Source organism: Streptosporangium sp. NPDC049078, from assembly GCF_040648855.1.
Taxonomy (GTDB): Bacteria; Actinomycetota; Actinomycetes; order Streptosporangiales; family Streptosporangiaceae; genus Streptosporangium.
Genome location: NZ_JBEZEL010000016.1, coordinates 13,484 through 36,421 on the forward strand (window position 1 = coordinate 13,484; position 22,938 = coordinate 36,421).

16 protein-coding genes and 1 tRNA gene are annotated in these 22,938 nt (G+C 72.0%); 4 read left to right on the forward strand and 13 right to left on the reverse strand.

Going from position 1 to position 22,938, the window contains the following annotated elements; genetic code table 11:
* Window positions 1-33 precede the first annotated feature (33 nt).
* Together AB0B90_RS26545 and AB0B90_RS26550 are read right to left on the reverse strand one after the other, a co-directional pair.
* Window positions 34-1,011, reverse strand: a complete 978-nt coding sequence (locus AB0B90_RS26545; protein WP_362925323.1) for an aldo/keto reductase — start codon at window positions 1,009-1,011, stop codon at window positions 34-36.
* A 75-nt stretch (window positions 1,012-1,086) separates the two neighbouring features.
* Window positions 1,087-1,281, reverse strand: a complete 195-nt coding sequence (locus AB0B90_RS26550) for a DUF1918 domain-containing protein (RefSeq protein WP_350949038.1) — start codon at window positions 1,279-1,281, stop codon at window positions 1,087-1,089.
* A 163-nt stretch (window positions 1,282-1,444) separates the two neighbouring features.
* Here AB0B90_RS26550 and AB0B90_RS26555 point away from each other — a divergent pair, with 163 nt between their 5' ends.
* A complete protein-coding gene (locus AB0B90_RS26555) occupies window positions 1,445-1,861 on the forward strand; it encodes a metalloregulator ArsR/SmtB family transcription factor (RefSeq protein WP_362925325.1) in 417 nt (138 codons plus the stop codon).
* Window positions 1,862-1,902: 41 nt separating this feature from the next.
* On the opposite strand, the gene AB0B90_RS26560 is transcribed toward AB0B90_RS26555, so the two are convergent.
* From AB0B90_RS26560 to AB0B90_RS26575, 4 genes are read right to left on the reverse strand one after another with little or no spacing between them, the layout of a single operon-like run.
* On the reverse strand, window positions 1,903-2,829 hold the full coding sequence (locus tag AB0B90_RS26560; protein ID WP_362925327.1) for an ABC transporter permease: 927 nt from the start codon (window positions 2,827-2,829) through the stop codon (window positions 1,903-1,905).
* Window positions 2,826-4,010, reverse strand: a complete 1,185-nt coding sequence (locus AB0B90_RS26565) for an ABC transporter permease (RefSeq protein ID WP_362925329.1) — start codon at window positions 4,008-4,010, stop codon at window positions 2,826-2,828. Before AB0B90_RS26565 ends, AB0B90_RS26560 begins: the two co-directional genes overlap by 4 nt.
* A complete protein-coding gene (locus tag AB0B90_RS26570) occupies window positions 4,007-5,734 on the reverse strand; it encodes an ABC transporter ATP-binding protein (protein ID WP_362925331.1) in 1,728 nt (575 codons plus the stop codon). Before AB0B90_RS26570 ends, AB0B90_RS26565 begins: the two co-directional genes overlap by 4 nt.
* A 1-nt stretch (window position 5,735) precedes the next feature.
* Entirely contained in the window at window positions 5,736-6,845 is a 1,110-nt protein-coding gene (locus tag AB0B90_RS26575) for a BMP family ABC transporter substrate-binding protein (protein ID WP_350949043.1), read from the reverse strand.
* 403 nt (window positions 6,846-7,248) lie between these two features.
* Between AB0B90_RS26575 and AB0B90_RS26580 the strand changes: the two genes are divergently transcribed.
* Complete coding sequence (locus tag AB0B90_RS26580; RefSeq protein WP_350949044.1) at window positions 7,249-7,734, forward strand: ribosomal protein L7/L12; 486 nt, start codon at window positions 7,249-7,251, stop codon at window positions 7,732-7,734.
* Between the two features lie 152 nt (window positions 7,735-7,886).
* Here the strand turns inward: AB0B90_RS26580 and fdhA are convergent, their stop codons facing one another.
* From fdhA to selA, 3 genes are all read right to left on the reverse strand, one after another.
* Window positions 7,887-9,110 (reverse strand): formaldehyde dehydrogenase, glutathione-independent, encoded by a 1,224-nt coding sequence (gene fdhA, locus AB0B90_RS26585; RefSeq protein WP_362925334.1) that lies wholly within the window; start codon window positions 9,108-9,110, stop codon window positions 7,887-7,889.
* A gap of 174 nt (window positions 9,111-9,284) precedes the next feature.
* Window positions 9,285-11,285 (reverse strand): SelB C-terminal domain-containing protein, encoded by a 2,001-nt coding sequence (locus tag AB0B90_RS26590; RefSeq protein WP_362925336.1) that lies wholly within the window; start codon window positions 11,283-11,285, stop codon window positions 9,285-9,287.
* Between the two features lie 30 nt (window positions 11,286-11,315).
* Entirely contained in the window at window positions 11,316-12,614 is a 1,299-nt protein-coding gene (gene selA, locus AB0B90_RS26595) for an L-seryl-tRNA(Sec) selenium transferase (RefSeq protein WP_350949047.1), read from the reverse strand.
* 466 nt (window positions 12,615-13,080) lie between these two features.
* Here selA and AB0B90_RS26600 point away from each other — a divergent pair, with 466 nt between their 5' ends.
* Entirely contained in the window at window positions 13,081-16,383 is a 3,303-nt protein-coding gene (locus AB0B90_RS26600; RefSeq protein ID WP_362925339.1) for a glycoside hydrolase N-terminal domain-containing protein, read from the forward strand.
* A 110-nt stretch (window positions 16,384-16,493) separates the two neighbouring features.
* On the opposite strand, the gene AB0B90_RS26605 is transcribed toward AB0B90_RS26600, so the two are convergent.
* Window positions 16,494-16,586: transfer RNA gene (locus AB0B90_RS26605), tRNA-Sec, on the reverse strand.
* Between the two features lie 85 nt (window positions 16,587-16,671).
* On the opposite strand from AB0B90_RS26605, the gene selD reads away from it, so the two are divergent.
* Window positions 16,672-17,718 (forward strand): selenide, water dikinase SelD, encoded by a 1,047-nt coding sequence (gene selD / locus AB0B90_RS26610; RefSeq protein ID WP_362925341.1) that lies wholly within the window; start codon window positions 16,672-16,674, stop codon window positions 17,716-17,718.
* A gap of 150 nt (window positions 17,719-17,868) precedes the next feature.
* Here selD and nrfD read toward each other — a convergent pair whose 3' ends face one another.
* From nrfD to fdh, 3 genes are read right to left on the reverse strand one after another with little or no spacing between them, the layout of a single operon-like run.
* The gene (gene nrfD / locus AB0B90_RS26615) at window positions 17,869-18,963 is read right to left on the reverse strand and encodes an NrfD/PsrC family molybdoenzyme membrane anchor subunit (RefSeq protein ID WP_350949050.1); all 1,095 of its coding nucleotides are present in this window, start codon (window positions 18,961-18,963) and stop codon (window positions 17,869-17,871) included.
* Entirely contained in the window at window positions 18,960-19,739 is a 780-nt protein-coding gene (locus AB0B90_RS26620) for a 4Fe-4S dicluster domain-containing protein (protein WP_362925343.1), read from the reverse strand. Before AB0B90_RS26620 ends, nrfD begins: the two co-directional genes overlap by 4 nt.
* Window positions 19,732-22,923 carry a formate dehydrogenase gene (fdh, locus tag AB0B90_RS26625; protein ID WP_362925345.1) on the reverse strand — a complete coding sequence of 1,064 codons (3,192 nt, stop codon included), beginning with the start codon at window positions 22,921-22,923 and terminating at the stop codon, window positions 19,732-19,734. The genes AB0B90_RS26620 and fdh overlap by 8 nt, the downstream gene beginning before the upstream one ends.
* Window positions 22,924-22,938 lie beyond the last annotated feature (15 nt).

Consider the following 22,938-nt stretch of genomic DNA (forward strand, 5'->3'; position numbering starts at 1 on the left):
CGGCCGGTCACGGTCAGGTCACCGGCCACCGGTTCACCAGCGCTGGTGGACCTGCGGGCGGATCAGCTCGTCGTAGATCTCCCGCACTCTCGCGAGGGTCGTCTCGGGCAGCGCGTCCACGGCGGCGGCGGCCGCGTTGGCGCGGGCCTGCTCGGGATTGCGGGCACCGGGGATGACCACGGAGACACCGGGCTGGTCGATGATCCAGCGCAGCGCGAACTGCGCCATGCCGGCCTGCGGCGGCACCAATGGTGCCAGGCGGCGGACCGCCTCCAGGCCGGTGGCGAAGTCGACCCCGGAGAAGGTCTCGCCGACGTCGAAGGACTCGCCGTGCCGGTTGAAGGTGCGGTGGTCGTCCGCGCCGAAGACGGTGGACTCGTCGTATTTGCCGGACAGCAGGCCGCTGGCCAGCGGGACCCGGGCGATGATGCCGACCCCGGCCTCGGCCGCCGCCGGGAGCACCTTCTCCAGCGGCTTGAGCCGGAAGGCGTTGAGGATGATCTGCACGGTGGCCACGCCCGGCCGGGCGATCGCGGTGAGCGCCTCGTCGCAGGTCTCCACGCTCACCCCGTAGGCGGCCACGCGGCCCTCCTCGACGAGCGTGTCGAGGTCGTCGAAGACCCTGTCCGTCGCGTAGACCGGGGTGGGCGGGCAGTGCAGCTGCACCAGGTCGAGGGTGTCGACGCCGAGGTTGGCGCGGGAGCGGTCGGTCCACGCCCGGAAGTTGTCCAGGGTGTAGGCCGAGGGTTCCTGCGCGACACGGCGGCCCATCTTGGTGGCCACGGTCAGCCCGGGCCTGGCCTTGATCAGCCGCGAGACGATCCGCTCGCTGCGCCCGTCACCGTACACGTCGGCGGTGTCGACGAAGGTGACCCCCGCCTCCACCGCGGCGTCGAGGGTGGCCAGGGCCTCGTCCTCGCCGACCTCACCCCAGTCGGCCCCCAGTTGCCATGCGCCGAGCCCGACGACGCCGACCTGCCTGCCCGTTCTTCCCAATGCGCGCTGTTCCACATCAGTGATCGTAGCCCGCACGGCGCGGCGGGAATCACCCCGGGCGGAGCAGGTCGGCGGCGCGGTGTCTCCCTCCTACCGCGACACGCTCGGTATCACGTGGGCGTCGGGACCGGGGAAGACGAGGCTTTCGTGCTCGTCGCCCTCCCAGCGGACCATGTAGGGCGGGCTTCCGTCCTCGTTGCGCAGTTCGATGATCAAACCGACCTTGCGAGGATCGCCGTTGCGGGTGCCCTCCACGATCAGTTTGTCGCCTATGGTGGCCTTCATAGTGTCCTCCGGATGGGAGGATGCTGCCCCCGTGGCCATCCTCCCTTTCCATGGGATCACTCTGCGGCGCATTCGTCCAGGTGGCAGGCGCATTGAAGCCTGCCGGAGCATCCCGTCGGCGTCAGACTTTACTTATATAAGTCGATACTGAGACAGTGAGGCCATGCACGCGCTCGACGTTCTCGGCGACCCGGTCCGGCGCCGGATCCTGGAGTTGCTCGCCGACGGCGAGCGGGCGGCCGGTGAGATCAGCGCCGTGGTGCAGGAGGAGTTCGGGATCTCGCAGCCCGGCGTCTCGCAGCACCTGCGCGTGCTGCGGGACAACGGGTTCGCGACCGTACGCGCTCAGGGGACCCGAAGGCTGTACGCCGTCGACCCCGCCCCGCTGCGGGAGGTGGACAGGTGGCTCGACCGCTACCGGCACTTCTGGAACCAGCACCTCGACGCCCTGGGCACCGAGATCGCGCGGGGTAAGCGGGAGCGTCGTGTCAGGGAGGCAGAGTCCTCGCCGTCCTCGCCGTCCTCGCCGTCCTCGCCGTCCTCGCCGCCTCCGGGCGCCGGCGCCGACACCGGCCCGTGAGACCGGGCGCGCCGCTCCCGCCGTCCCTGCCGCCCGGGGGCTCAGGGTGAGCCACGTTCGAAGGGTCGTCCCAGCGCCCCGGGTTCGCGGCTCCGGTTCGTGAGCAGCAGCATCGCGAGCAGGGCCAGCAGGTACGGCGCCGCGATGAGCAGTTGCGCGTTCAACTCCACCCCCAGCGCGGGCAGCGCCAGGCGCATCGCGTCGGCGAGACCGAAGATCGCGCAGCCGAGCAGGGTGCGTCCCAGCCGCCAGCCGCCGAAGATCACCGCCGCGACGACGATGTACCCCCGTCCGGCCGTCATGTTCTGGTTGAACGAACCGACCTCGCCGACCGCGAGGTACGCGCCGCCCAGCCCGGCCAGCGCGCCGCACCACAGCAGTGCCTGACGGCGGCGCGCGTTGACCCGGATGCCGGTGACGTCGGCGGCACGCGGCCGCTCGCCGACCGCCCGCAGCTCCAGGCCCCACCTGCTGCGCTCGACCAGCCACCAGGTCAGCGGGACGACGACGACCAGCAGGTAGGCAGGCCAGCGCTCGACGAACAGCGGGGGGCCGATCAGCGGTATGTCGCGCAGCCAGGGGACGCTGACCTGTGACACCTGGTGGGAGTCGAAGTCGCTGACCGTGATCAGGTAGCCGGTCAGCCCGAGGACGAGGGCGTTGAGCACCAGACCGGCCACGAAGGTGTCGATCTCCAGCCGGTGGGAGAGGTTGCCGTGCACGAGGCCGATGAGGAGACCGACCAGCACGCCCGCGACCAGCCCCGCGGTGGCGCTGCCGGTGGCACTGGCCACGGCGATCGAGCCGAACGCGGCGCCCAGCATCATCGCCTCGACGGAGATGTTCATGGCACCGGCCCGCTCGGCGAGATACTCCCCGCACGCCGCGAAGGCGAGCGGCACTGTGAGCCGTATCCCGCTGGACAGGATGGTGGAGACGTCGTCCGTGCCGATCATGGGGCCGATCATGGGGCCGTCCTCTCCGCGACGGGCGCGGCCCCGTGCCCGTCGCGTGCGACGCGGACGCCGGTCCCGCGGCGCCGGAGCGCGGCGATGACAACGGGCGGGGCGACGAAGGCCAGCACCAGCAGGGCCTTCACCACGTCCACGACGAACGAGGGCACGCCGGTCGCGGCGAGGAAGCCGCCGCCGGAGCGCAGCGCGCCGAACACCAGGGCGACCGCCACGGCCGGCACCGGCCTGTTACGGGCGACGAGGGCGACGAGCAGGCCGTCCCAGCCGATGTTCATCGCCATGCCCGGCTGCAGCCGGTGGACGCCCACCGGGCTGGTCAGCAGCACGGCCCCGGCCAGCCCGGCGAAGGCACCGGAGACGGCCAGCGCCGCGCCGCCCAGCGCGCCGGCGCGTACGCCCGCGTGCCTGGCGGCGAGCGGGTTGAGTCCGAGCACGGTGAGCCGGAACCCCCAGCGGGTGCGGGTGATCGCCGTCGCGATGATCGCGGCTCCGGTCACCGCGATCAGCAGGCCACCGTTGACCTGCAGGTCCGGGTATTCCCCGATCGAGCCGAGCAGCGCGCTCGCCGGCAGCGGGTTGGACTGCGGCGCGACGACGGCGTCACCGACCCGCGACTCCTGCAGCAGCCACGGCGTGTTCACCGCGAACGCGACGAACTGCTGGGCGACGAAGGTCATCAGCAGCGTGCTGACCACGATGTTCACGCCCCGCAGCCGGTACATCAGCGCGCTGAGGCCGGCCCACGCGCCACCGGCCAGCGCGGCGACCGTGAGCACGACCGCCAGCAGCGCCGGGCCGGTGACCGCGAGGCGCAGTCCCACCCAGGCGGCGAAGAGCGCCCCGACGAGCACCTGGCCCTCCTGCCCGATGTTGAACACGCCGGACCTGGCGCTGACGCACGCGCCCACGGCGACGAGCAGCAGCGGCGCCGTGTACAGCAGGGTGGAGGTCCAGGCCGTCGGGTCGGCCACACTGCCCTGGAAGAGTGCCCGCACCGAGGAGAGCGGGGAGCCACCGGTCACGGCGATCAGCAGCGACGACAGGGCGAGCGCCACGACCACGCCCGCGACGGTCGCCACGCCGGTCCTCCAGCCGGACGCGCCGGGACCGAGGGTGAGGAGGGCGAGCAGGCGCCCGGACGGGTCCCGGCCGGCGTTCGGGGGGGTTTCTCTCACGCGCCCGCCCCGCCCACCAGCATTCCGAGCCGCTCGGCCGTGGCCTCCCCGCCGGCGAGGACGCCGGTGATCCTTCCCGCGGAGATCACCGCGATCCTGGAGGCTAGGGTCATGACCTCCTCCAGTTCCGTGGAGATCAGCAGTACGGCCACCCCTTCGGACGCTGCGTCGCGTAGCCGCCGGTGCATGTCCTCTACGGCGCCCACGTCCAGCCCCCGCGAGGGCTGGGCCACGACCAGGACGGCCGGGCGGGCCGAGAGTTCGCGGGCGAGCACGACCCGCTGCCGGTTTCCTCCGGAGAGGTCGCGCACCGGGGTGTCCGTCGACGGGGTGACGATGCCGAACTCGGCCACCATGCGGCGGGCGACGGCGTGCATCCTCCTCCGGTCGAGGAACACCCGGCCGCTCACGGCGTCCAGCGACTTCATGACCAGGTTCGCCGCGACGCTCATGTCCAGCACCAGCCCGAAACCGTGCCGGTCCTCGGGCACGATGCCGAGCCCGGCGGCGTGCAGCGCACCCGGGCGGTTCGGATCGACCGGTCTGCCGGAGATCTCGACCGTCCCCGAGTCCGGTACGGCGAGCCCGGACAGCAGGTCGCCCAGGCTCGACTGGCCGCTGCCCTCGGCCCCGTACAGGCCGACGATCTCACCGGGGGCGACGTCCAGCCCGAGATCGGACAGGACGGGCACTCCGTCGACGGTGAGGGTGAGGCCGCGCAGCCGTAGCGCGGGCGCCGGGGGGTCCTGGACGCCCGTGCCCGCCTCGTCCGCCTTGATCTTTTCTGCCCTGAGCTCCTCGGGCCTGAGCTCGGTCATCGTGGCTTTTCCCGGCCCGGCCTCCCCCGTCGCGGCTTCTGTGGCTCCGGTCTCGGGACCGGTCTCGGTCATCGCGGCCTTCCCGGGTCCGTCACCCCTCGCGGACCCGTACGTTCCCGGCAGCACGCCGAGGGCGGCCTCGGCTCCCGGGGAGACCTCCCTGCCGACCATCCACCTGGCCAGCTCCCGGGGACCCGTCCGCGCGGTCGCGCCACGGAAGACGACCTTTCCCCCGCGCAGCACGGTCACCCGGTCGGTGGCCGCGGTGATCTCGTCCAGCTTGTGGCTGATCAGGATGACCGCGCGGTTCTCCGAACGGACCGCGCGGCGCAGCACGCCGAACAGTTCGGCCGACTCCGCCCGGGTCAGCACGGACGTCGGCTCGTCGAGGATGAGCACCGACGGGTCCCCGCGCAGGCACTTGATCAGCTCGACCCGCTGCCGCTCGCCCGCGGAGAGCCCCGCGACCCTGGCCAGTGGGTCGACCGGCAGACCGTAGCGCCGGGAGACCTCCAGCACCTGGTCACGGGCGGCGGCCCTGTCGATCCTCCCGGTGTCGCCCAGGACGACGTTCTCCCAGACCGTGAGCGGTTCGATCAGGCTGAAGTGCTGGTGCACCATGCCGATGCCGAGCGCCGCGGCCTGTCTCGGGCTGCCGATGTCGACGGGCTCGTCATCGCGCAGGACGGTTCCGGCGTCCCGCCGGACGAGTCCCAGCAGGATCTTCATGAGTGTCGACTTGCCGGCCCCGTTCTCACCGAGCAGGCCGTGGATCTCTCCCCGGTACACGTCGAGATCCACGGTGTCGCAGGCCACCACCTGGCCGTAGCTCTTGCTCACTCCCCGCAGCCGCAGCGCGGGCACCGGCGGTGGGGAGAGCTCCCCGGCCTGTTCGTCTTCCCGCATCTCAGGAGCCGAGCCTCCGCACTTCCGCCTTGGGGTCGATCTTGCCGCTGCCGACGTCGGCGATGAACGTCTCCAGCCTCTCCCTCTGCTCGGGGGTGGGCTCGCAGATCCTCACGGTGGGGAACGGGTCGACGCCGAGCTTCCAGACCTTCTCCACGCCCATCCGCAGCTTCGCCGCGGCGAATTCCTCCAGTGCGGCCCTGAAGTAGTCTCCGGGACTGAAGAGCACCGAGATGTCGAAGGTGGGCGCGGTGGAGGCGCACCGGTCGGTGCCCGGGGTGAGGGTGAGCACGCCGTTGGCGTCGGCCAGCTCCGCCGACGCGTCGGTGGCGCCGCCCAGGTAGGGGTAGACGACCTTGACGCCCTGGCTGATCTGGGCCTGGGTGGCCTCCTTGGCCTTGGCCGAGTCGTTGAGGTCGCCGCTGTAGGTGACCGTCAGCGTGGCCTCGGGGACCACCAGCCGGATACCCGCCCTGAAGGCCCTCGCCGCCGCGGTGGTGAAGTCGACCTCCGGCCCGGTCACGAACCCGGCCTTGGTCTCGCCTTTCTCCTTCATCAGCAGGCCCGCCGCGTATCCGGCGGCGAGCAGGCTCTGGTCCGCCTCGTCGGTGGAAAGCATGATCCTCGGGGTCTGCGGGACGTTGTCCGAGGAGGGTACGTACCAGGCGGTGTTCGCGCACACCGGCTCCTCGGCGGCGGGGATCGCGTCCCTGAGGTCCGCGGCGCCCAGGGCCACCATGTCGACCTTCTGGCGGCACAGCGCTCGCGCGGCGTTGAGCGCCTCGCTGGTGTTGACGCCACCGCGTTTGATGATCGTCCAGCCCTTCGAGGTGGCGAACTCCTCCGCCGTGTCCACGAAGCTCTGGTAGTAGCCCTTGTCGTTGATGTCACCGGGGCTCAGCACCCCGATGACGACCCGGCCGTCGCCGTTGACGTCCGGCTGGCCCGGGAGCACGGTGCCGCCGTCCGTCCCGGCTCCCGTACCCGCCGGGACGGGGGTGGCCGCGCGGGGCGCCGTGGCGTCGCCGCTCGCGCATCCGGTGAGCGCCATCGCGGCGAGACAGGCGGTCAGCGTGGCCGTGACCCGGCCCGTTCGATGGTGTGCGGACATGACGATCCTCTCGATCCGATGCCCACGGGGCGCGGGTGGGGAACGAACCTTGGTCGCGGACAGGGGGTACGGGCTCGTTGGGGGGCAGGTTGGGACGCTGCCATGTGGACGCTGCCATTTAACCGCCGTCGGCGTCCATCGTGTTCACCGCCTGCCCAAGACCGCCTGCCCGAGAAGGGAGAACTCCCCGGCAGAAAAACCTCCCGTTCCGTCCCACCCGGCCCGTGCGCATCCCCGGCAGGCGAGCCACGCGCTCGTCGACACCCTCTTCGCCCGCCCCACCGCCGCCCCACGCCGCCCGCGCGGATCCTCGGGCAGGTGGGCCCGACGCTCCTCGGCACCCTCTTCACCCGACCCGTCATCGCCTCGCACGACCCGCGCGGATCCGGCGTACGATGCGGGCATGCCGAACATCGGGCCCACCGAGCTGCTGATCGTCGCCGTCCTGCTCGTGGTGGTCCCGGCGATCGTCGTCGGTGCCGTCATGGCGGCCAGGAAGGGCGGTCGCGCGGTCTCCGGCGGGGTGCCCGCCGCGCCGCTGACGCCCCAGGGGCTGCATGAGACCGTCACCGGGCTGACCCGCCAGGGGCAGAAGATCCAGGCGATCAAGGAGCTGCGCCGATACACCGGGCTCGGCCTGAAGGAGGCCAAGGATGTCGTCGACGCCGTGGCCATGGGGCGCGACCTGTGGAGCCATCCCCTCATGGCGCGCGCTCGCGCCGCCCATCCCGTGGAGTCCCCGCGCACCGTCGCGATCACCGGGCCCGACCTCGCCACTCGCGTGCGCGAACTCAAGGCCGCCGGCCGCGCGGAGCAGGCGATCCACCTGGTGCGCGGCGAGACGGGCATGGGCGAGCGCGAGGCCGAGCTCTTCGTCGAAGCGCTCTGACCCTTCCCGAGCCCTTCAAGCCTCCTTCCCCGGGTCCCTCCGGCCCTCTTTTTCCGGCCGCTGCGAACCGGGGCATTCCGCGGTGAAGCCCTCGGCCCAGGCCGGCGAACAGGATTCGGGCGCTGCCACACCTCAGGGTGTGGTGCGGGCGGTCAGCCGGATGTTCCGAGCATGCCGTTCGGGTCGAGCACGAACTTGGACGCGGCGCCCTGGTCGAACTCCTCGTACCCCTGGGGAGCCCGCTCCAGCGGGATCGGCACGGCGTTGACCGCCTGGGCGATCTGCACCCTGTCGTGCAGGATCGCCTGCATCAGGTAGCGGTTGTAGCGCATGACGGGGCACTGTCCCGTGGTGAAGGCGAGCGACTTGGCCCAGCCGAGGCCGAGCCTGATGGACAGCGACCCCTGCTTGGCCGCCTCGTCCGGAGCCCCTGGGTCGCCGGTCACGTACAGGCCGGGGATGCCGAGCGCGCCGCCGGCGCGGGTGATGTCCATGAGCGAGTTGAGCACGGTGGCGGGCTGTTCCCTGTCGGAGTCGCCACCGTGGCCGCGCGCCTCGAAGCCGACGGCGTCGACGCCGCAGTCGACCTCGGGCTCGCCGAGGATCTGCTCGATCTGGTCCTTCGGGTCGCCCAGCGACACGTCGACGGTCTCGCAGCCGAAGCCGCGGGCCTTTTCCAGCCGTTCCTTGTTCAGGTCGCCGATGATGACCACGGCGGCCCCGAGGAGGAACGCCGAGACGCCCGCGGCGAGCCCGACCGGTCCCGCGCCCGCGATGTAGACGGTCGACCCCGGCTTCACCCCGGCGCTGACGCAGCCGTGGAAGCCGGTCGGGAAGATGTCGGTGAGCATGGCGAGGTCGAGGATCTTCTCCATCGCCTGCTCTTTGTCGGGGAACGTGAGCAGGTTCCAGTCGGCGTAGGGCACCAGGACGTACTGCGCCTGCCCGCCGACCCAGCCGCCCATGTCGACGTAGCCGTACGCCGAGCCTGGCCGGTCGGGGTTGACGTTCTCGCAGATCCCGGTCTTGCCCTCCTTGCAGTTGCGGCAGCGGCCACAGGCGATGTTGAAGGGGACGGAGACGAGGTCGCCCTTCCTGACGAACTCCACGTCCGGGCCGAGTTCGACGACCTCGCCGGTGATCTCGTGCCCGAGGACGAGGCCGACGGGCGCGGTGGTGCGGCCACGGACCATGTGCTGGTCGCTGCCGCAGATGTTCGTCGCGACGGTCTTGACGATCGCGCCGTGCGGCACCTTGCGGCCCACGTTCGCCGGGTTCACCCCGGGGCCGTCCTTGAGCTCGAACCCGGGATAGTCGATGTCCCGGACCTCCACCTTGCCTGTCCCCTGGTACGAGACGGCCCTGTTGCTCGGCATGACGTCCTCCCTGTTCGTTTCCTCGTGGTGTGCCCTTCCGCGTGACGCCGGCGGAGCGGCCCGCCCGTCGAGGGAACCGTCGGGGGGACGGTCGAGGGGAACGGTGACCACCGCATCCGAACCAAAGATGATTTTTCGCCTTTTTTCACCATATACCTGCTGGTTGCGGCGATATCAGGAGCCATCCCCCTCCGGGATCCGCCTCCCGATCCCGCCGGATCCGGTGACCGGCGTGATACCGCGAGACCCCTGTCCCGCGTGGGGCCGGCAGCGGCGGTGGATCTCGTCGACCCGCTCGGTGAGTCCTCTTTCGTCGAGGTGTTCCAGGAGCGGCACCGCGACCCTGCGGCTGGTGCCGAGGGCCTGCCTGGCCTGACTGACCGTGAACGGCTGCGGCAGCCGGGCGAGCACCCGGCCCGCCAGGACGTCCGCGCCGGGCAGCAGCACGATCCCGTCCGCCACCCGGAGCAGCGCCCCCGCCCGTACGGCGGCCGCCAGCTCCCGGGGCCCCAGCCCCAGCTCGGCCAGCCTGCCCGCCTCAGGGGCCAGGAAGGGGCGCGCGGACAGCTCGGCGCCGAGCCGCTCGACGGCCCGGACGACCGGCACGGGCAGCACCGGGCGAGCAGAGGAGCCGCTCACGATCCGCCCGGCATCCAGGGCGAGCGGCGGGCGCAGGAGCGCCGCGACCAGCCGGCGGTCGGGCAGGGCCAGCTCGTGGCGGGCCGCCTCCACCGGCATGCCCGGCTCCAGCGGATGCGCCGAGGCGTGGCGCCGCACCACCTCGGGGAGACGCTCCTCCAGCATCGACCAGTGCGCCGGATCGGCGTGCCAGTCACCGCACACCGGCCTGCCCGGAGCACACCCCATCGCCACCAGATCCCTCGTACGCAGCAGCAGGTGGGTCCGCAGCAGGGAGGCCGCGTCCGGCGGGGCCGCCGCCAACTCGGCCGCCCGCTCCCGCGCCGCGCCCCGGCGGCGCAGGTCGGGCGGGCGAGGATCGAGCACGTTCGCCCGCGCGAGGACCCGCACCTCGCCCCGGTCGCGTCCGGGATCACGCAGCAGCAGCACGTCGCCCGCGTGCAGGGGGAGCCGTCCCGCCAGGCGCAGCCGGGCGATCCGCCCACCGAGCGGCCGCACGTCGCACACCACCGCCGCGGAGCCGATGTGCGCGGTCAGCCGCCCCGGAAGATCACCGGCGTCCCAGCCCTCGGGACGCCCCTCGCCTCCGAACGCCTCGGGGATGTGTTCCCAGGAGCCCTCCGGCCCGGTGTCCCCGCCGGGCACGCGTGAGCCACCGCCTCCGAGGCCGTCCACCTCGGGCTCACCAGGCCACCGCGGGCCGTCGCCCTCGGGTCCCGACGGGCTGAGGCGCACGTCGACCAGGTCGGTGTACGTCCACGCGTCCGGGGTGACCAGGGCGAGGCCACGGCAGGGATCGCCCCGGCCGCGCATGCCCCGCAGGTTGAGCGCCACCCTGGCCACGCCGGTCACCGAGGCCACCGGCTCCTTCAGGCACTCCAGCGCCCGCACCCGCGCGGGCACGCCGCCGAGATCCAGCTCGTCCCCCGCGGTGATCGTGCCCGCGGGCAAAGTCCCGGTCACGACCGTGCCACTGCCGCGTACGGTGAACGCCCGGTCGATCCACAGCCGAACCGGCGCCCGGTGATCGGGGGCGGGCAGTCCGGCCACCAGCCGGTCCAGTGCCCGGCGCAGTTCGTCGAGGCCCTGCCCGGTGCGCCCGCTCACGACCAGCGCCTCGGCACCGCCCAGGCCACCCGCCGCCAGACGGGCCCGCGCCCGCTCCATGGCCGCAGCCGGCTCCGCGAGATCGGCGCGGGTCACCACGAGCAGGCCGTGCCGCACCCCCAGGGTCTCCAGCGCCACCAGGTGCTCCTCGGACTGCGGCATCCAGCCCTCGTCGGCCGCCACCACGAACATGACGGCGGGCGCCGGACCGGCCCCGGCCAGCATGGTGGCGAGAAAGCGCTCGTGGCCGGGGACGTCGACGAAGGCGAGCCGCTCCCCCGAGGGCAGCTCCGTCCAGGCGTAACCGAGCTCGATCGTGAGCCCTCGCCGCCGCTCCTCGGCCAGCCGGTCGGGTTCCATCCCGGTGAGCGCCCGCACCAGGGTGGACTTACCGTGATCGACGTGACCCGCCGTGGCGACGACGTGCATCAGCCACGCGCCGACCGGCCGCCGTGACGGTCACCCACGGCGGTGCTCCACCTCGAGAACGGCGCTCAGCACATCACCGTCCCGGTCCGCGGGCACGGCACGCAGGTCGAGCAGGAGACGGCGACCCTCCACCCGGCCGACGACCGGGACCCGCCCGGTCCGCATCGGCACCGCGAACCGCTCGGGCAGACTGATCGCGGCGCTCGGCAGCCTCACGCCCGGTGCCCCGCCGCCGCCCACCGCCGCCTCGCTCGGCACGGCCCTCGCGTCGACCCCCGCCTCGGCCAGGCTGCCCGCGAGCGCGGCGGCACGCTCGCCGAGCAGCCCGGCATCGGCGTACAGGGCCTGGTGGACGGGGGTGGCGGGGCCTCGCAGGGTGGCCTCCAGCGCGGCCAGTGTCAGCTTGTCCACCCGGAGCGCACGGGCCAGCGGGTGTCTCGCGCACCGCTCGACCAGGTCGCGCCGGCCCAGCAGCAGCCCGGCCTGCGGGCCGCCGAGCAGTTTGTCGCCACTCGCGGTGACGAGATCGGCTCCGGCCTCCAGGGCGCTCGCCGCGTCGGGCTCGCCCGGCAGCAGTGGTTCCCGCGTGAGCAGGCCCGAACCGATGTCGGCCACCACGGGCACACCGAGCGCGGACAGCTCGGCGACCTCGACCGAGCCGGTGAAACCCTCGACCAGGAAGTTCGACGGGTGCACCTTGAGGACGAAGCCCGTCTCCGGTCCCACCGCCGCCCGGTAGTCGGCGTAGGAGGTGCGGTTGGTGGTGCCCACCTCGCGCAGCCTGGCGCCGGTGGAGACGAGCAGGTCGGGGATGCGGAACCCGTCGCCGATCTCCACCAGCTCGCCGCGGCTGATCACGATCTCCCGCCCGGCGGCGAGCGCGGTGGCGACGAGCACGAGCGCGGCGGCGTTGTTGTTGACCACGTGCACGCCCTCCGCGGCGGGGACGGCCCGCGCGAGCGCGTCCATCGCGCCCCGTCCCCGGCGGGCGCGGGCTCCGGTGGCGAGGTCGAACTCCACGTCCGTGCAACCCGCCGCGGCGGCCGTGGCCTCCACCGCCGCGGCCGAGAGCGGCGCGCGGCCCAGGTTGGTGTGGACCAGCACCCCGGTCATGTTGATCACCTGCCGCGGGCTCGCCGGATACGGCGGGAGCGCCGCCACGGCCGCGTCCGCGACCTCTCCCGGATCGAGCACGCCCTGCCGTACGCGCCGCTGTGCCCGCGCCACGGCGTCCTTGACGACCGTCCGCCCGAGCCGCCCCGCCGCCGCGACCAGCCGGGGGTCGGCGAGGACGGCGTCGGTACGCGGCACGAGCCTGCGTGGGTCCACTCTCCGAACATAGGCGAAGGCGGGAGGAAATCGAATCCGCCAGGCCGATGACCTGGGCCTTTGAAACCCGGCCTCCCATTCCTACCGCCGGGCGTTCCGGCGAGCGCGTCTCCTCTGGGCGTCGTCGGTCAGGACTTCCCGTCTCCGGTCTCGATGATGTGAAGCGCGCCTCACATGGCCAAATATTGCCGCCAGCGATCTCCGCACACCCTCGGTTCTCATTCTGAAACCTTGATAGGTCGGATGTCTAGGGGCGACGAACGACGCATGGGCGGATTTTCGTTGGCTTTTGTTACGGCTATTGACGCGATACATCAAATCTTTTAACTTGACCGAAACCCCCCCAGCCCCAAACCTCACCACGCTGCCGATTCGACCGGACTCCCGAGTTGACCTGTTGTCGAGTTCGTCGTCGCATGCGCGATTTCGGTTGCCGGCGAGGCTGCACCACGCTTGGAGAAACACCATGCCAGACCTGTCCCGCAGGCAGTTGATGTCGATCAGCGCAGCCGGAGCCGGAGCTCTGCTGCTCCCCATGCAATGGACGGCGGTGGCCAGAGCCGCTTCGGTGGCGCCTCCGGAAGTGCTCGCCGCCAACGACCTGGCCCTCTGGTACGACCGGTCCGCCGGCACCGACTGGCTGCGCGCGCTGCCCATCGGCAACGGACGCCTCGGCGCCATGGTCTTCGGCAACGTCGACCAGGAGCGGCTGCAGCTCAACGAGGACACCGTGTGGGCCGGCGGCCCGTACGACCAGAGCAACCCGAGGGGCGCCGCGGCGCTGGCGGAGATCCGGCGGCTGGTCTTCGAGGACCAGTGGGCTCAGGCCCAGAACCTCATCGACCAGGCGATGCTCGGGAACCCCGTGGGCCAGCTGGCCTACCAGCCCGTCGGCAACCTCAGGCTGAGCTTCCCCGGCGGCACCGGCTCGACGGAGTACAACCGCCAGCTGGACCTCACCACCGCCACCACGTCCACCACGTACCTCAAGAACGGGGTGCGCTTCCGGCGCGAGGTGTTCGCGAGCGCCCCTGACCAGGTCATCGCGATCCGGCTGACCGCCGACCAGCCCGGCTCGATCACGTTCTCCGCGACCTTCGACAGCCCCCAGCAGAACACGCGCTCCAGCCCGGACGGCGCGACGGTCGCGCTCGACGGCCGGTCCGGCAATCACCGGGGCATCACCGGCTCGGTCCGGTTCCAGGCACTGGCCCGGGCCTTCGCCGAAGGCGGCACCGTCTCCAGCTCCGGCGGCACGCTTCAGGTCTCCGCCGCCGACAGCGTGACGGTGCTGGTCTCCATGGGCTCAAGCTACGTGAACTACCAGGACGTGAGCGGCGACTACCAGGGCATCGCGCTCGGGCACCTCAACGCCGCCCAGGGCAAGACCTTCGCCGAGTTGCGCAGCCGGCACGTCGCCGACTACCAGAAGCTGTTCGGGCGTACGAATCTCGAACTCCCACGCACCTCGGCGGCCGACCAGCCGACCGACGTCCGGATCGCGCAGCACAACGCCGTCGACGACCCGCAGTTCTCCGCGCTGCTGTTCCAGTTCGGCCGGTACCTACTGATCTCCTCTTCGCGTCCCGGCACGCAACCGGCCAACCTGCAGGGCATCTGGAACGAATCGATGTCCCCGTCGTGGGACTCGAAGTACACCATCAACGCCAACCTGCCGATGAACTACTGGCCCGCCGACACGACGAACCTGTCGGAGTGCTACGAGCCGGTGTTCAGCATGATCAACGACCTCACGGTCACCGGCGCCCGCACGGCGCAGGCGCAGTACGGCGCCGGCGGCTGGGTCACCCACCACAACACCGACGGGTGGCGGGCCACCTCGGTCGTGGACGGCGCGTTCTGGGGCATGTGGCAGACCGGCGGCGCATGGCTGGCCACCATGATCTGGGACCACTACAACTTCACCGGCGACGTCGACTTCCTGCGGAAGAACTACCCGGCCATGAAGGGCGCCGCCCAGTTCTTCCTCGACACCCTCGTGGAGGAGCCGAGGCTCGGATATCTGGTCACGAACCCCTCCAACTCCCCCGAACTGGCCCACCACGCGAACGCCAGCGTCGCCGCCGGTCCCACCATGGACAACCAGATCCTGCGCGACCTCTTCCACGGGTGCGCCGAGGCGAGCCAGGTCCTCAGTGTGGACGCGAGTTTCCGCGCGCAGGTCCTGGCCGCCGCGGACCGGCTGCCGCCGATGAAGGTCGGCTCGCGCGGCAACATCATGGAATGGCTGTACGACTGGGTGGAGACCGAGCGGAACCACCGGCACGTCTCCCACCTCTACGGCCTGCACCCCAGCAACCAGATCACCAAGCGCGGCACCCCGGAACTGTTCCAGGCCGCCCGGCGGACGCTGGAGTTGCGCGGCGACGACGGAACGGGCTGGTCGCTCGCCTGGAAGATCAACTACTGGGCGCGGATGGAGGAGGGCAAGCGCGCGCACGACCTCATCCGCTTCCTCGTGACGCCGGCCAGGCTCGCCCCCAACATGTTCGACCTGCACCCGCCCTTCCAGATCGACGGCAACTTCGGCGCCACCTCCGGCATCGCCGAGATGCTGCTGCAGAGCCATGCCGGTGAACTGCATGTGCTGCCCGCGCTGCCGGAGGCGTGGCCGACCGGGCGGATCGAAGGCCTGCGGGGTCGCGGGGGTTACACCGTCGGCGCGGCGTGGAGCGATTCCCAGGCCGACGAATTCCTGATCACGCCCGATCGCGACGGCACGATCAAGGTACGCGGCCAGATGTTCGCCGGACGCTACCGGGTGCTCGACGCCACCCGCGGCGGCACCGCTCGCACCAAGCGGACCGACGAGCCCGACCTGCTCGAAATCACCGGACAGGCCGGTCACACCTACCGCGCGTACGCCTTGCAGAAGGTCAGGCTCGACGCGCCCGCCGAGGTCGCGCTGGGCCAGGAGGCGACGGTCACCTTCACGCTCCGTGCGATCGACATGCCGATCGCGCCCAGGACGAGCGTGTCCCTCGAAGTTCCGGACGGGTGGACCGTCACTCCGGCGCAGGTCGTGTTGAAGCCCTTGCGGCCTGACTCCGAGGCCACCGCCGAGTTCAAGGTCACCCCCGCCGCGACCGGCTCGGCGACCACCGTGGTCCTGACCGCCAAGGCGACCGGCCGTGACTGGACCGCCTCCGCCAAGACCTCGGTCCGGCTGTGGGACGGCCGGGAGACGCCGCTGGAGCAGAACTTCACCAACGTCGCCGTGACCGACAACGGCAACACCGCCGTCGGCACCTTCGACGGCAACGGCGGCAGCATCTCCGCCCAGGCACTGGCCCAGGTCGGCGTCACCCCCGGCAGCACGGTCAGCAAGGGCGGGATCGACTTCAAGTGGCCGGCCGTCCCGGTGGGCACCGCCGACAACGCCATCGCCTCCGGCCAGTCCATCAAGCTGAGCGGCTCGGGCGCGAAACTCGGCTTCCTGCTGACCGGAACGTACGGCGCGGTGTCCGGGCCGGCCACCGTCGTCTACAAGGACGGCACGAGGCAGACCTTCACCCTCAGCTCCCCCGACTGGTACGGCGCCCCCAGGCCGGAGGGCGATGCCGCCATCGTGGCCCCCTACCAGAACCGGCCGGGAAACCAGCAGTTCAACACCCCCGCGACCATCTACTACGTCGGCGTGGCACTGCAGGACAAGGAGGTCTCCCGCCTCGACCTGCCGAACATCAGCGCGAGAGCGCAGTCGGGCGTCGCGACCATGCACATCTTCGCCATCGCGATAGGCGGATAGCACCCCCGGACAACCGCCGAGCCTGACCGAAGGGCCGCGGCGTGGCCACACCCGGCCACCCCGCGGCCCTTCCTGACATGCCGGAAACGTCAGGCCCGCACGCTGAACGGCGGAGGCGGACGGGAATCGAACCCGCCAGGCCGAGAACCTCGGCCTCGACGATTTTGAAGACCGCGGGGGCCACCAGGCGCCCATACGCCTCCGGGGGAGAACATACCCCCGAGCGGGTATGTGCATCGGGGCGGCGTGCCGGACGGCGGCGTGCCGATCTACCAGGGGAGACGCGGCATGGCGGAGAGCACTGTGGAGCGAGGCGCCTCTCCTCCCCGGCAGGACGCGGTGCGGCTCACCCCGTACGCGCACGGGGGCGGCTGCGCCTGCAAGATCCCTCCCGGTGAGCTGGAGTCCGTCGTCGCCGGACTGCTCCGGGAGGCGGACGGGCCACGCCAGGACCTCCACGGTGAGCTGATCATCGGGTTGGACGACGGCGACGACGCCGCCGTGGTCCGCGTCGAGGGCGGCCGGGCGATCGTGGCCACCGCGGACTTCTTCACCCCCGTGGTGGACGACCCCTGCGACTGGGGGCGGATCGCGGCGGCCAACGCCCTGTCGGACGTGTACGCGGTGGGCGGGGAGCCGCTGGTGGCGGTGAACCTGCTCGGCTGGCCCCGGGACGTGCTGCCGATGGAGCTGGCCGGGGAGGTGCTGCGCGGCGGCCTGGAGGTGGCGCGGGCGGCGGGCTGCCACGTGGCGGGCGGCCACAGCGTCGACGATCCCGAGCCGAAGTACGGGATGGCCGTCACCGGGCTCGCCGATCCTGAGCGGCTGCTGCGCATCGACGGCGGCCGGGCGGGCCTGCCGATCTCCCTGACCAAGCCGCTCGGCGTCGGCGTGCTCAACACCCGGCACAAGGCGACCGGCGAGGTCTTCCCGCAGGCGGTGGCCGCGATGACCACGCTGAACCGGGACGCCTCCCGGGCGGCGCTCGCCGCGGGTGCCGGGTGCGCCACGGACGTGACCGGGTTCGGCCTGCTCGGCCACCTCTACAAGCTGGCCAGGGCGAGCGGCGTCACGGCGGTGCTCGACGTGGCGGCCGTGCCGTACCTGAGCGGGGCTCGCGAAGCCGTACGGGACGGCTACGTCAGCGGCGGCACCCGGCGCAACCTGGCGTGGGTGGCACCGCACCTGGATCCGGGCCGCTTCGGCGAGGAAGACCTGCTGCTGCTCGCCGACGCCCAGACCTCAGGCGGCCTGCTCGTGGCGGGTGAGATCCCCGGCGCGCCGGTCGTCGGCGAGCTCGTCCCCCGCGAGGGTTCGGCCCTGCGACTGCGCTGACCTGCCCGGACACGGCCCGGACAAGACCAGTCAGGCAGGGGCGGATCGGACTGGACTGGACTGGAGCGGACGACGGAGGTCTCTCCATACGACCGAGAACAGGCGGGGCCTCTCCATGCGACCGGGAACATCGGTAAAAGACGTCGTAGCTCAGGGGTTCTCACCCTCCCGTCTCCTCAGGCGCTCCCGTTGGGGCACCACCGTGTACTTCGGGTCGGCGGCCGAGGCCTTGCCCACGGCCAGGACGCCGAAGCGGGTGCAGAGGGCACCCGCGGTGAGGGCGAGACCGGACAGCGCGCCGAGGGCACGGCCGCGCCCGGCGACCGTGGCGAGCAGGGCGCCGCCCACCGTGAGGGCTCGGGCCGTCCGCATCAGGCGGCCCGGCCTGCCCAGCCGGTAGGGTTCGCCGACCAGGCCGAGCCGGTGCTCCATCACCGCGCCCGCGACCGTCTCGACGGCGGCGCCCAGCATCGCGGTGACGCGGGCCGGGCCCGCCTCACGGCGCGGGGTGGCCAGCATGCCCACGGCGCCCGCACCGGCCAGCGCGCTCCCCGCGAACAGGAACGGCAGCTCGCGGTGGGCCTCGTGCCAGGCGGGCACGGCGGTGTCGGCGACGAGCACGGCGGTGTACGTCGCCATCAGCGGCCCGGTCACCACTGCCGCCCAGGCGGCCGCGTCACCGACCGCGGGCAGGGCACGGGTGGCCTTCACCGGGAGCACCGGAATCCGCAGGACGAACCGGGCGGGGAACCGCGTGGCGAGCCCAAGGGTGCCCCCCGGGACAGGCCGGGCCGGAACCCGCAGGGCCGGCCAGGCGGGGAACCACGGGATGGACCGGGCGGGGATCTCCCTGACGGAGCCGGCGGTGACGAGCGCGGAGGCGGCCGAGACGGCCGTCAGGGCGCTGTGGGCGGCCAGGAGCCAGGAGCCGACGCTCATCGGCGAGGTGGGCTTGAACACGCGCAGCATGTTGAGGAACCGTTCCGGCCTGCCGAGTTCGGCGACGAGGAAACCGGCGCCGGCCACGGCACCGGCGGCCGCGGTGACCCTGGCGGTGAGCGCGAGCCGGTCACGCCCGGTGAGCGTCGCCACGGCGGAGATCACCGACGCGGCACCGGAGGTTCCGCCCAGATAGAGGTAGAGCGGCATGTGGGGCTCGTGCCAGATCGGGGCCTTGATGATCGGCTGCCCGTAGTAGGAGCGGAACTCGGCCCCGGGCACCATCGTCTCCTCGCCGCGCCTCACCGCGACCACCCCCGCCCGGAAAAGGACACCGCCACCACTGCGACCATGGAGAGCGCCGCCCCGGCCGCCCAGCGCCACATGGCGGGCAGATCCCTGGTCGTGACCACCGGGTCGGGAGGCAGGCCGTACACCTCGGGCTCGTCGAGCAGCAGGAAGAAGGCCCCGTCCCCGCCCACGCCGTCGCCGGGGTCCGCCCCGTACAGGCGCGCCCGCGGCCTGCCCTCGCCGCGCAGCAGCTCCACCCGTTCCTCGGCGCGGGCCCGCAACTCCTCCAGCGGTCCGAACTGGATGGAGTCGGTGGGGCACGCCTTGGCACAGGCCGGTTCCAGCCCGCCGAGCTGGCGGTCGTGGCACATGGTGCACTTGAACGCCCGGCCGTCGCGCTCCCTGCGGTCGATCACGCCGTACGGGCAGGCGGGCACGCAGTAGCCGCAGCCGTTGCAGACGTCGGCCTGTACCACCACCGTGCCGAACTCGGTGCGGAACAGCGCCCCGGTCGGGCAGACGTCCAGACAGGCGGCGCGCGTGCAGTGCTTGCACACGTCCGACGACATCAGCCATCCCTCGATGCCCTGCCCGCCGTCCCCGCCCGGCTGCTCGATGAAGGCCACGTGGCGCCAGGTGTCGGCACCGAGGCCGCCCGTGTTGTCGTACGAGGTGGCGCGGAAGACGAACCCGTCGTCGGGCACGTCGTTCCACTCCTTGCAGGCGACCTCGCAGGCCTTGCACCCGATGCAGATGCTCGTGTCGGTGAAGAACCCCATCCGCTCAGCCATCGCGGTACTCCTCGATCAGGCCGAGCAGCGCCCTGCCCGTGGGGCGCCTGCCCGGCCGCAGGTCGCAGGTCATGGCCTTGCCCTCCTGGATGTAGACGTTCGGGTCGAGCACGAGCGGCATCAGGTCGTTCACGACGTCGCCGGTGACCAGGCCGCCGCTGCCCCAGCCCCAGTGGTAGGGCAGGCCGATCTGGTGGATCGTCGCGTCCCGCAGGCGCAGCGGGCGCACGCGCGAGGTCACCAGCACACGGGCCTCGATCGCGGTGCGGGACGTCACGATCGTCGCCCACCCGCCGTTGACGAGCCCCAGCTCCGCGGCGAGCTCCGGCGACACCTCGCAGAACAGTTCCGGCTGCAGCTCGGCGAGATAGGCCAGCGGCCTGCTCATCCCCCCGGCGGTGTGGTGCTCGGTGAGCCGGTAGGTCGTGAGCACGTACGGGAAGCGCGGTGAGCCCGGCGGGTTGTAGGGGCTCTCCGGGCGCGGGTAGGTCTGGCGCGCCGGGTTCGCCCGCTGCTCGTACAGCGTGTTGCGCACCGGCGACTCGTGCGGCTCGTAGTGGGTCGGCAGCGGCCCGTCCGCCAGTCCCGCAGGGGCGAACAGCCAGCCCTTGCCGTCGGGCTGCATGATGAACGGGTCGGTCCCGGCCAGCGCGTCCTCGGCCAGGGCTCCCTCGGGCGGCACGTATCCGGGCGGCTTGTGCCGCTCGAAGTCCGGCACGTCGAGCCCGGTCCACTCCCCCTTCTCCTCGTCCCACCACAGGTAGGCCTTGCGCTCACTCCACGGGCGGCCCTCGGGGTCCGCGGAGGCCCGGTTGTAGAGGATGCGCCGGTTGGCGGGCCAGGCCCAGCCCCACTCCGGCGCGACCCTGTTCTGCTCGTTCCCCGGCCTGCGACGGGCCGCCTGGTTCACCTCGTCGGCGTACACCCCGCAGTAGATCCAGCACCCGCACCGGGTGGAACCGTCGGACTTGAGCTCGGTGTAGGCCGACAAGGTCCGCCCTTCGGGGCCGGTGCCGTTGATCTCACGCAGCACCGCCCGCGCCGACGGCTCGGCGTGTTCGCCCTCCTCCGGGTAGTCCCAGGTCAGCTCGCGTACCGGCCGGTCGATCTCGTCGTCGGTCATCCGCCGCCTGATCCGCTTGCCGAGGTGGTAGTAGAACGACAGGTCGCTGCGGCAGTCGCCCGGCGGTTCGACCGCCTTCTCCCGCCACTGCAGCAGCCGCTGGGTGTTGGTGAAGGTGCCGTCCTTCTCCACGTGGCTCGCGGCGGGCAGGAAGAACACCTCGGTGGCGATGTCCTCGGTGCGCGTCTCCCCGGTCTCCAGCTCGGGGCCGTCCTTCCAGAAGGTGGCCGTCTCCACCAGCGTCAGGTCGCGCACCACCAGCCAGTCGAGGTTGGCCAGGCCCAGGCGCTGTGCCCGGCCGCCCGAGGAGCCGACCGCCGGGTTCTCCCCCACCACGAAGTAGCCCTTGACGGTGCCGTCGATCTGCCCCATCACGGTGGTGAAATGGCCGTGGTCGCCGGTGACGCGGGGCAGGTTGTCGAAGCGGAAGTCGTTCTCCTCGGTGGCGGCGTCGCCCCACCACGCCTTGAGCAGGCTCACCATGTAGCAGCGTTTCCTGCCCCAGAAGCCGGTCTCGGCCCCGGCCTTGGCGAGGTAGTCGTCGAGCCCCTCGTGCCGGTGGGCGTGGGGCATCGGCAGGTAGCCCGGCAACAGGTTGAACAGGGTGGGGATGTCGGTGGAGCCCTGGATGCTCGCGTGGCCGCGCAGCGCCAGGATGCCGCCGCCGGGGCGGCCGATGTTGCCCAGCAGCAGTTGCAGGATCGAGGCCGTGCGGATGTACTGCGCGCCCACGGTGTGCTGGGTCCAGCCGACCGCGTACGCCCAGGCGGTGGTGCGTTCCCTGCCCGAGTTCGCGGTGATCGCCTCGGCCAGCTCCGCGAAGTCCTCCGGGGAGATGCCGCACAGTTCCGACACCGTCTGCGGGGTGTAGCGGGCGAAGTGCCGCCGCAGGATCTGGTAGACGCAGCGGGGGTGGCGCAGCGTCGGATCCGTGAGCGGCCTCGACGGCGCGGCGGCGCCACCGGAGCCGTACTGCTCGGGGCCCGCCGCCTCGGCGTGCCGGGGACCGCCCTCCATCCGCTCGCCGCCGACGTCGGACGCCTCATCCTCCTCACCGCGCTCGTAGGCCCAGCTCGACGGGTCGTACGCGCGTCTTTCCCGGTCGAATCCGGAGAACAGCCCGTCCAGGTCCTCGGTGTCCTCGAAGTCCTCGGAGATGATCGCCGAGGCGTTGGTGTAGGCCACCACGTACTCGCGGAAGTCCAGCTCGTTGGAGAGCACGTGGTTGATCAGCGCGCCGAGCAGCACGATGTCGCTGCCCGCGCGGATCGGCAGGTGGCGGTCGGCGATCGCGCTGGTGCGGGTGAAGCGCGGGTCGATGTGGAACACCTTCGCCCCGCGCGCCTTCGCCTCCACCACCCACTGGAATCCCACCGGATGGCATTCGGCCATGTTGGAGCCCTGGATGACGATGCAGTCGGACTCGGCCAGATCCTGCTGGAAGTCCGTGGCACCGCCACGCCCGAAGCTGGCCCCCAGACCGGGGACGGTGGAGGAGTGTCAAATACGGGCCTGGTTCTCCACCTGGATCGCGCCGAGGGCGGTGTAGAGCTTCTTCATCAGGTAGTTCTCTTCGTTGTCCAGCGTCGCCCCGCCCAGGCTCGCGATGCCCATGGTGCGCCGGACCGTCCTGCCCTCGTACTCCTGCTGCCAGGTCTCCCTGCGGGTCCGCACCACCCGGTCGGCGATCATGTCCATCGCCGTCTCCAGGTCTAGCGGCTCCCAGTCCGTGCCGTGCGGCCGCCGGTAGAGGACTCGGGTCTGCCGGCCGGGGTGGGTGACGAGCTGCTTGCTCGCCGCCCCCTTGGGGCAGAGGCGCCCGCGTGAGATGGGCGAGTCGGGGTCACCCTCGATCTGGGTGACCCTGCCGTCCTTGACGTAGACCAGCTGGCCGCAGCCGACCGCGCAGAACGGGCAGACCGAACGCGCGACGCCGTCGGCCTCCTCGGTGCGGGGTCGCAGGGCGTCGGTGCGCGCCGAACGCGCGGCGTCGCCCCTGCCGTCCTCTCCCATCAGCTGCCGGATCACCGGCCAGCGGGAGAGGCCCCTCCCCCGTGTCATCCTCGGGGCTTACCC

What these genes read in the sequence shown, in the direction of transcription:
- AB0B90_RS26575 (WP_350949043.1), bottom strand. Translation starts at nt 6,845, where the DNA reads ATGTCCGCACACCATCGAACGGGCCGGGTCACGGCCACGCTGACCGCC.
- fdhA (WP_362925334.1), bottom strand. Translation starts at nt 9,110, where the DNA reads ATGCCGAGCAACAGGGCCGTCTCGTACCAGGGGACAGGCAAGGTGGAG.
- AB0B90_RS26555 (WP_362925325.1), top strand. Translation starts at nt 1,445, where the DNA reads ATGCACGCGCTCGACGTTCTCGGCGACCCGGTCCGGCGCCGGATCCTG.
- AB0B90_RS26590 (WP_362925336.1), bottom strand. Translation starts at nt 11,285, where the DNA reads ATGCACGTCGTCGCCACGGCGGGTCACGTCGATCACGGTAAGTCCACC.
- AB0B90_RS26550 (WP_350949038.1), bottom strand. Translation starts at nt 1,281, where the DNA reads ATGAAGGCCACCATAGGCGACAAACTGATCGTGGAGGGCACCCGCAAC.
- AB0B90_RS26560 (WP_362925327.1), bottom strand. Translation starts at nt 2,829, where the DNA reads ATGATCGGCCCCATGATCGGCACGGACGACGTCTCCACCATCCTGTCC.
- selD (WP_362925341.1), top strand. Translation starts at nt 16,672, where the DNA reads ATGGCGGAGAGCACTGTGGAGCGAGGCGCCTCTCCTCCCCGGCAGGAC.
- AB0B90_RS26570 (WP_362925331.1), bottom strand. Translation starts at nt 5,734, where the DNA reads ATGCGGGAAGACGAACAGGCCGGGGAGCTCTCCCCACCGCCGGTGCCC.
- AB0B90_RS26580 (WP_350949044.1), top strand. Translation starts at nt 7,249, where the DNA reads ATGCCGAACATCGGGCCCACCGAGCTGCTGATCGTCGCCGTCCTGCTC.
- AB0B90_RS26600 (WP_362925339.1), top strand. Translation starts at nt 13,081, where the DNA reads ATGCCAGACCTGTCCCGCAGGCAGTTGATGTCGATCAGCGCAGCCGGA.
- AB0B90_RS26620 (WP_362925343.1), bottom strand. Translation starts at nt 19,739, where the DNA reads ATGGCTGAGCGGATGGGGTTCTTCACCGACACGAGCATCTGCATCGGG.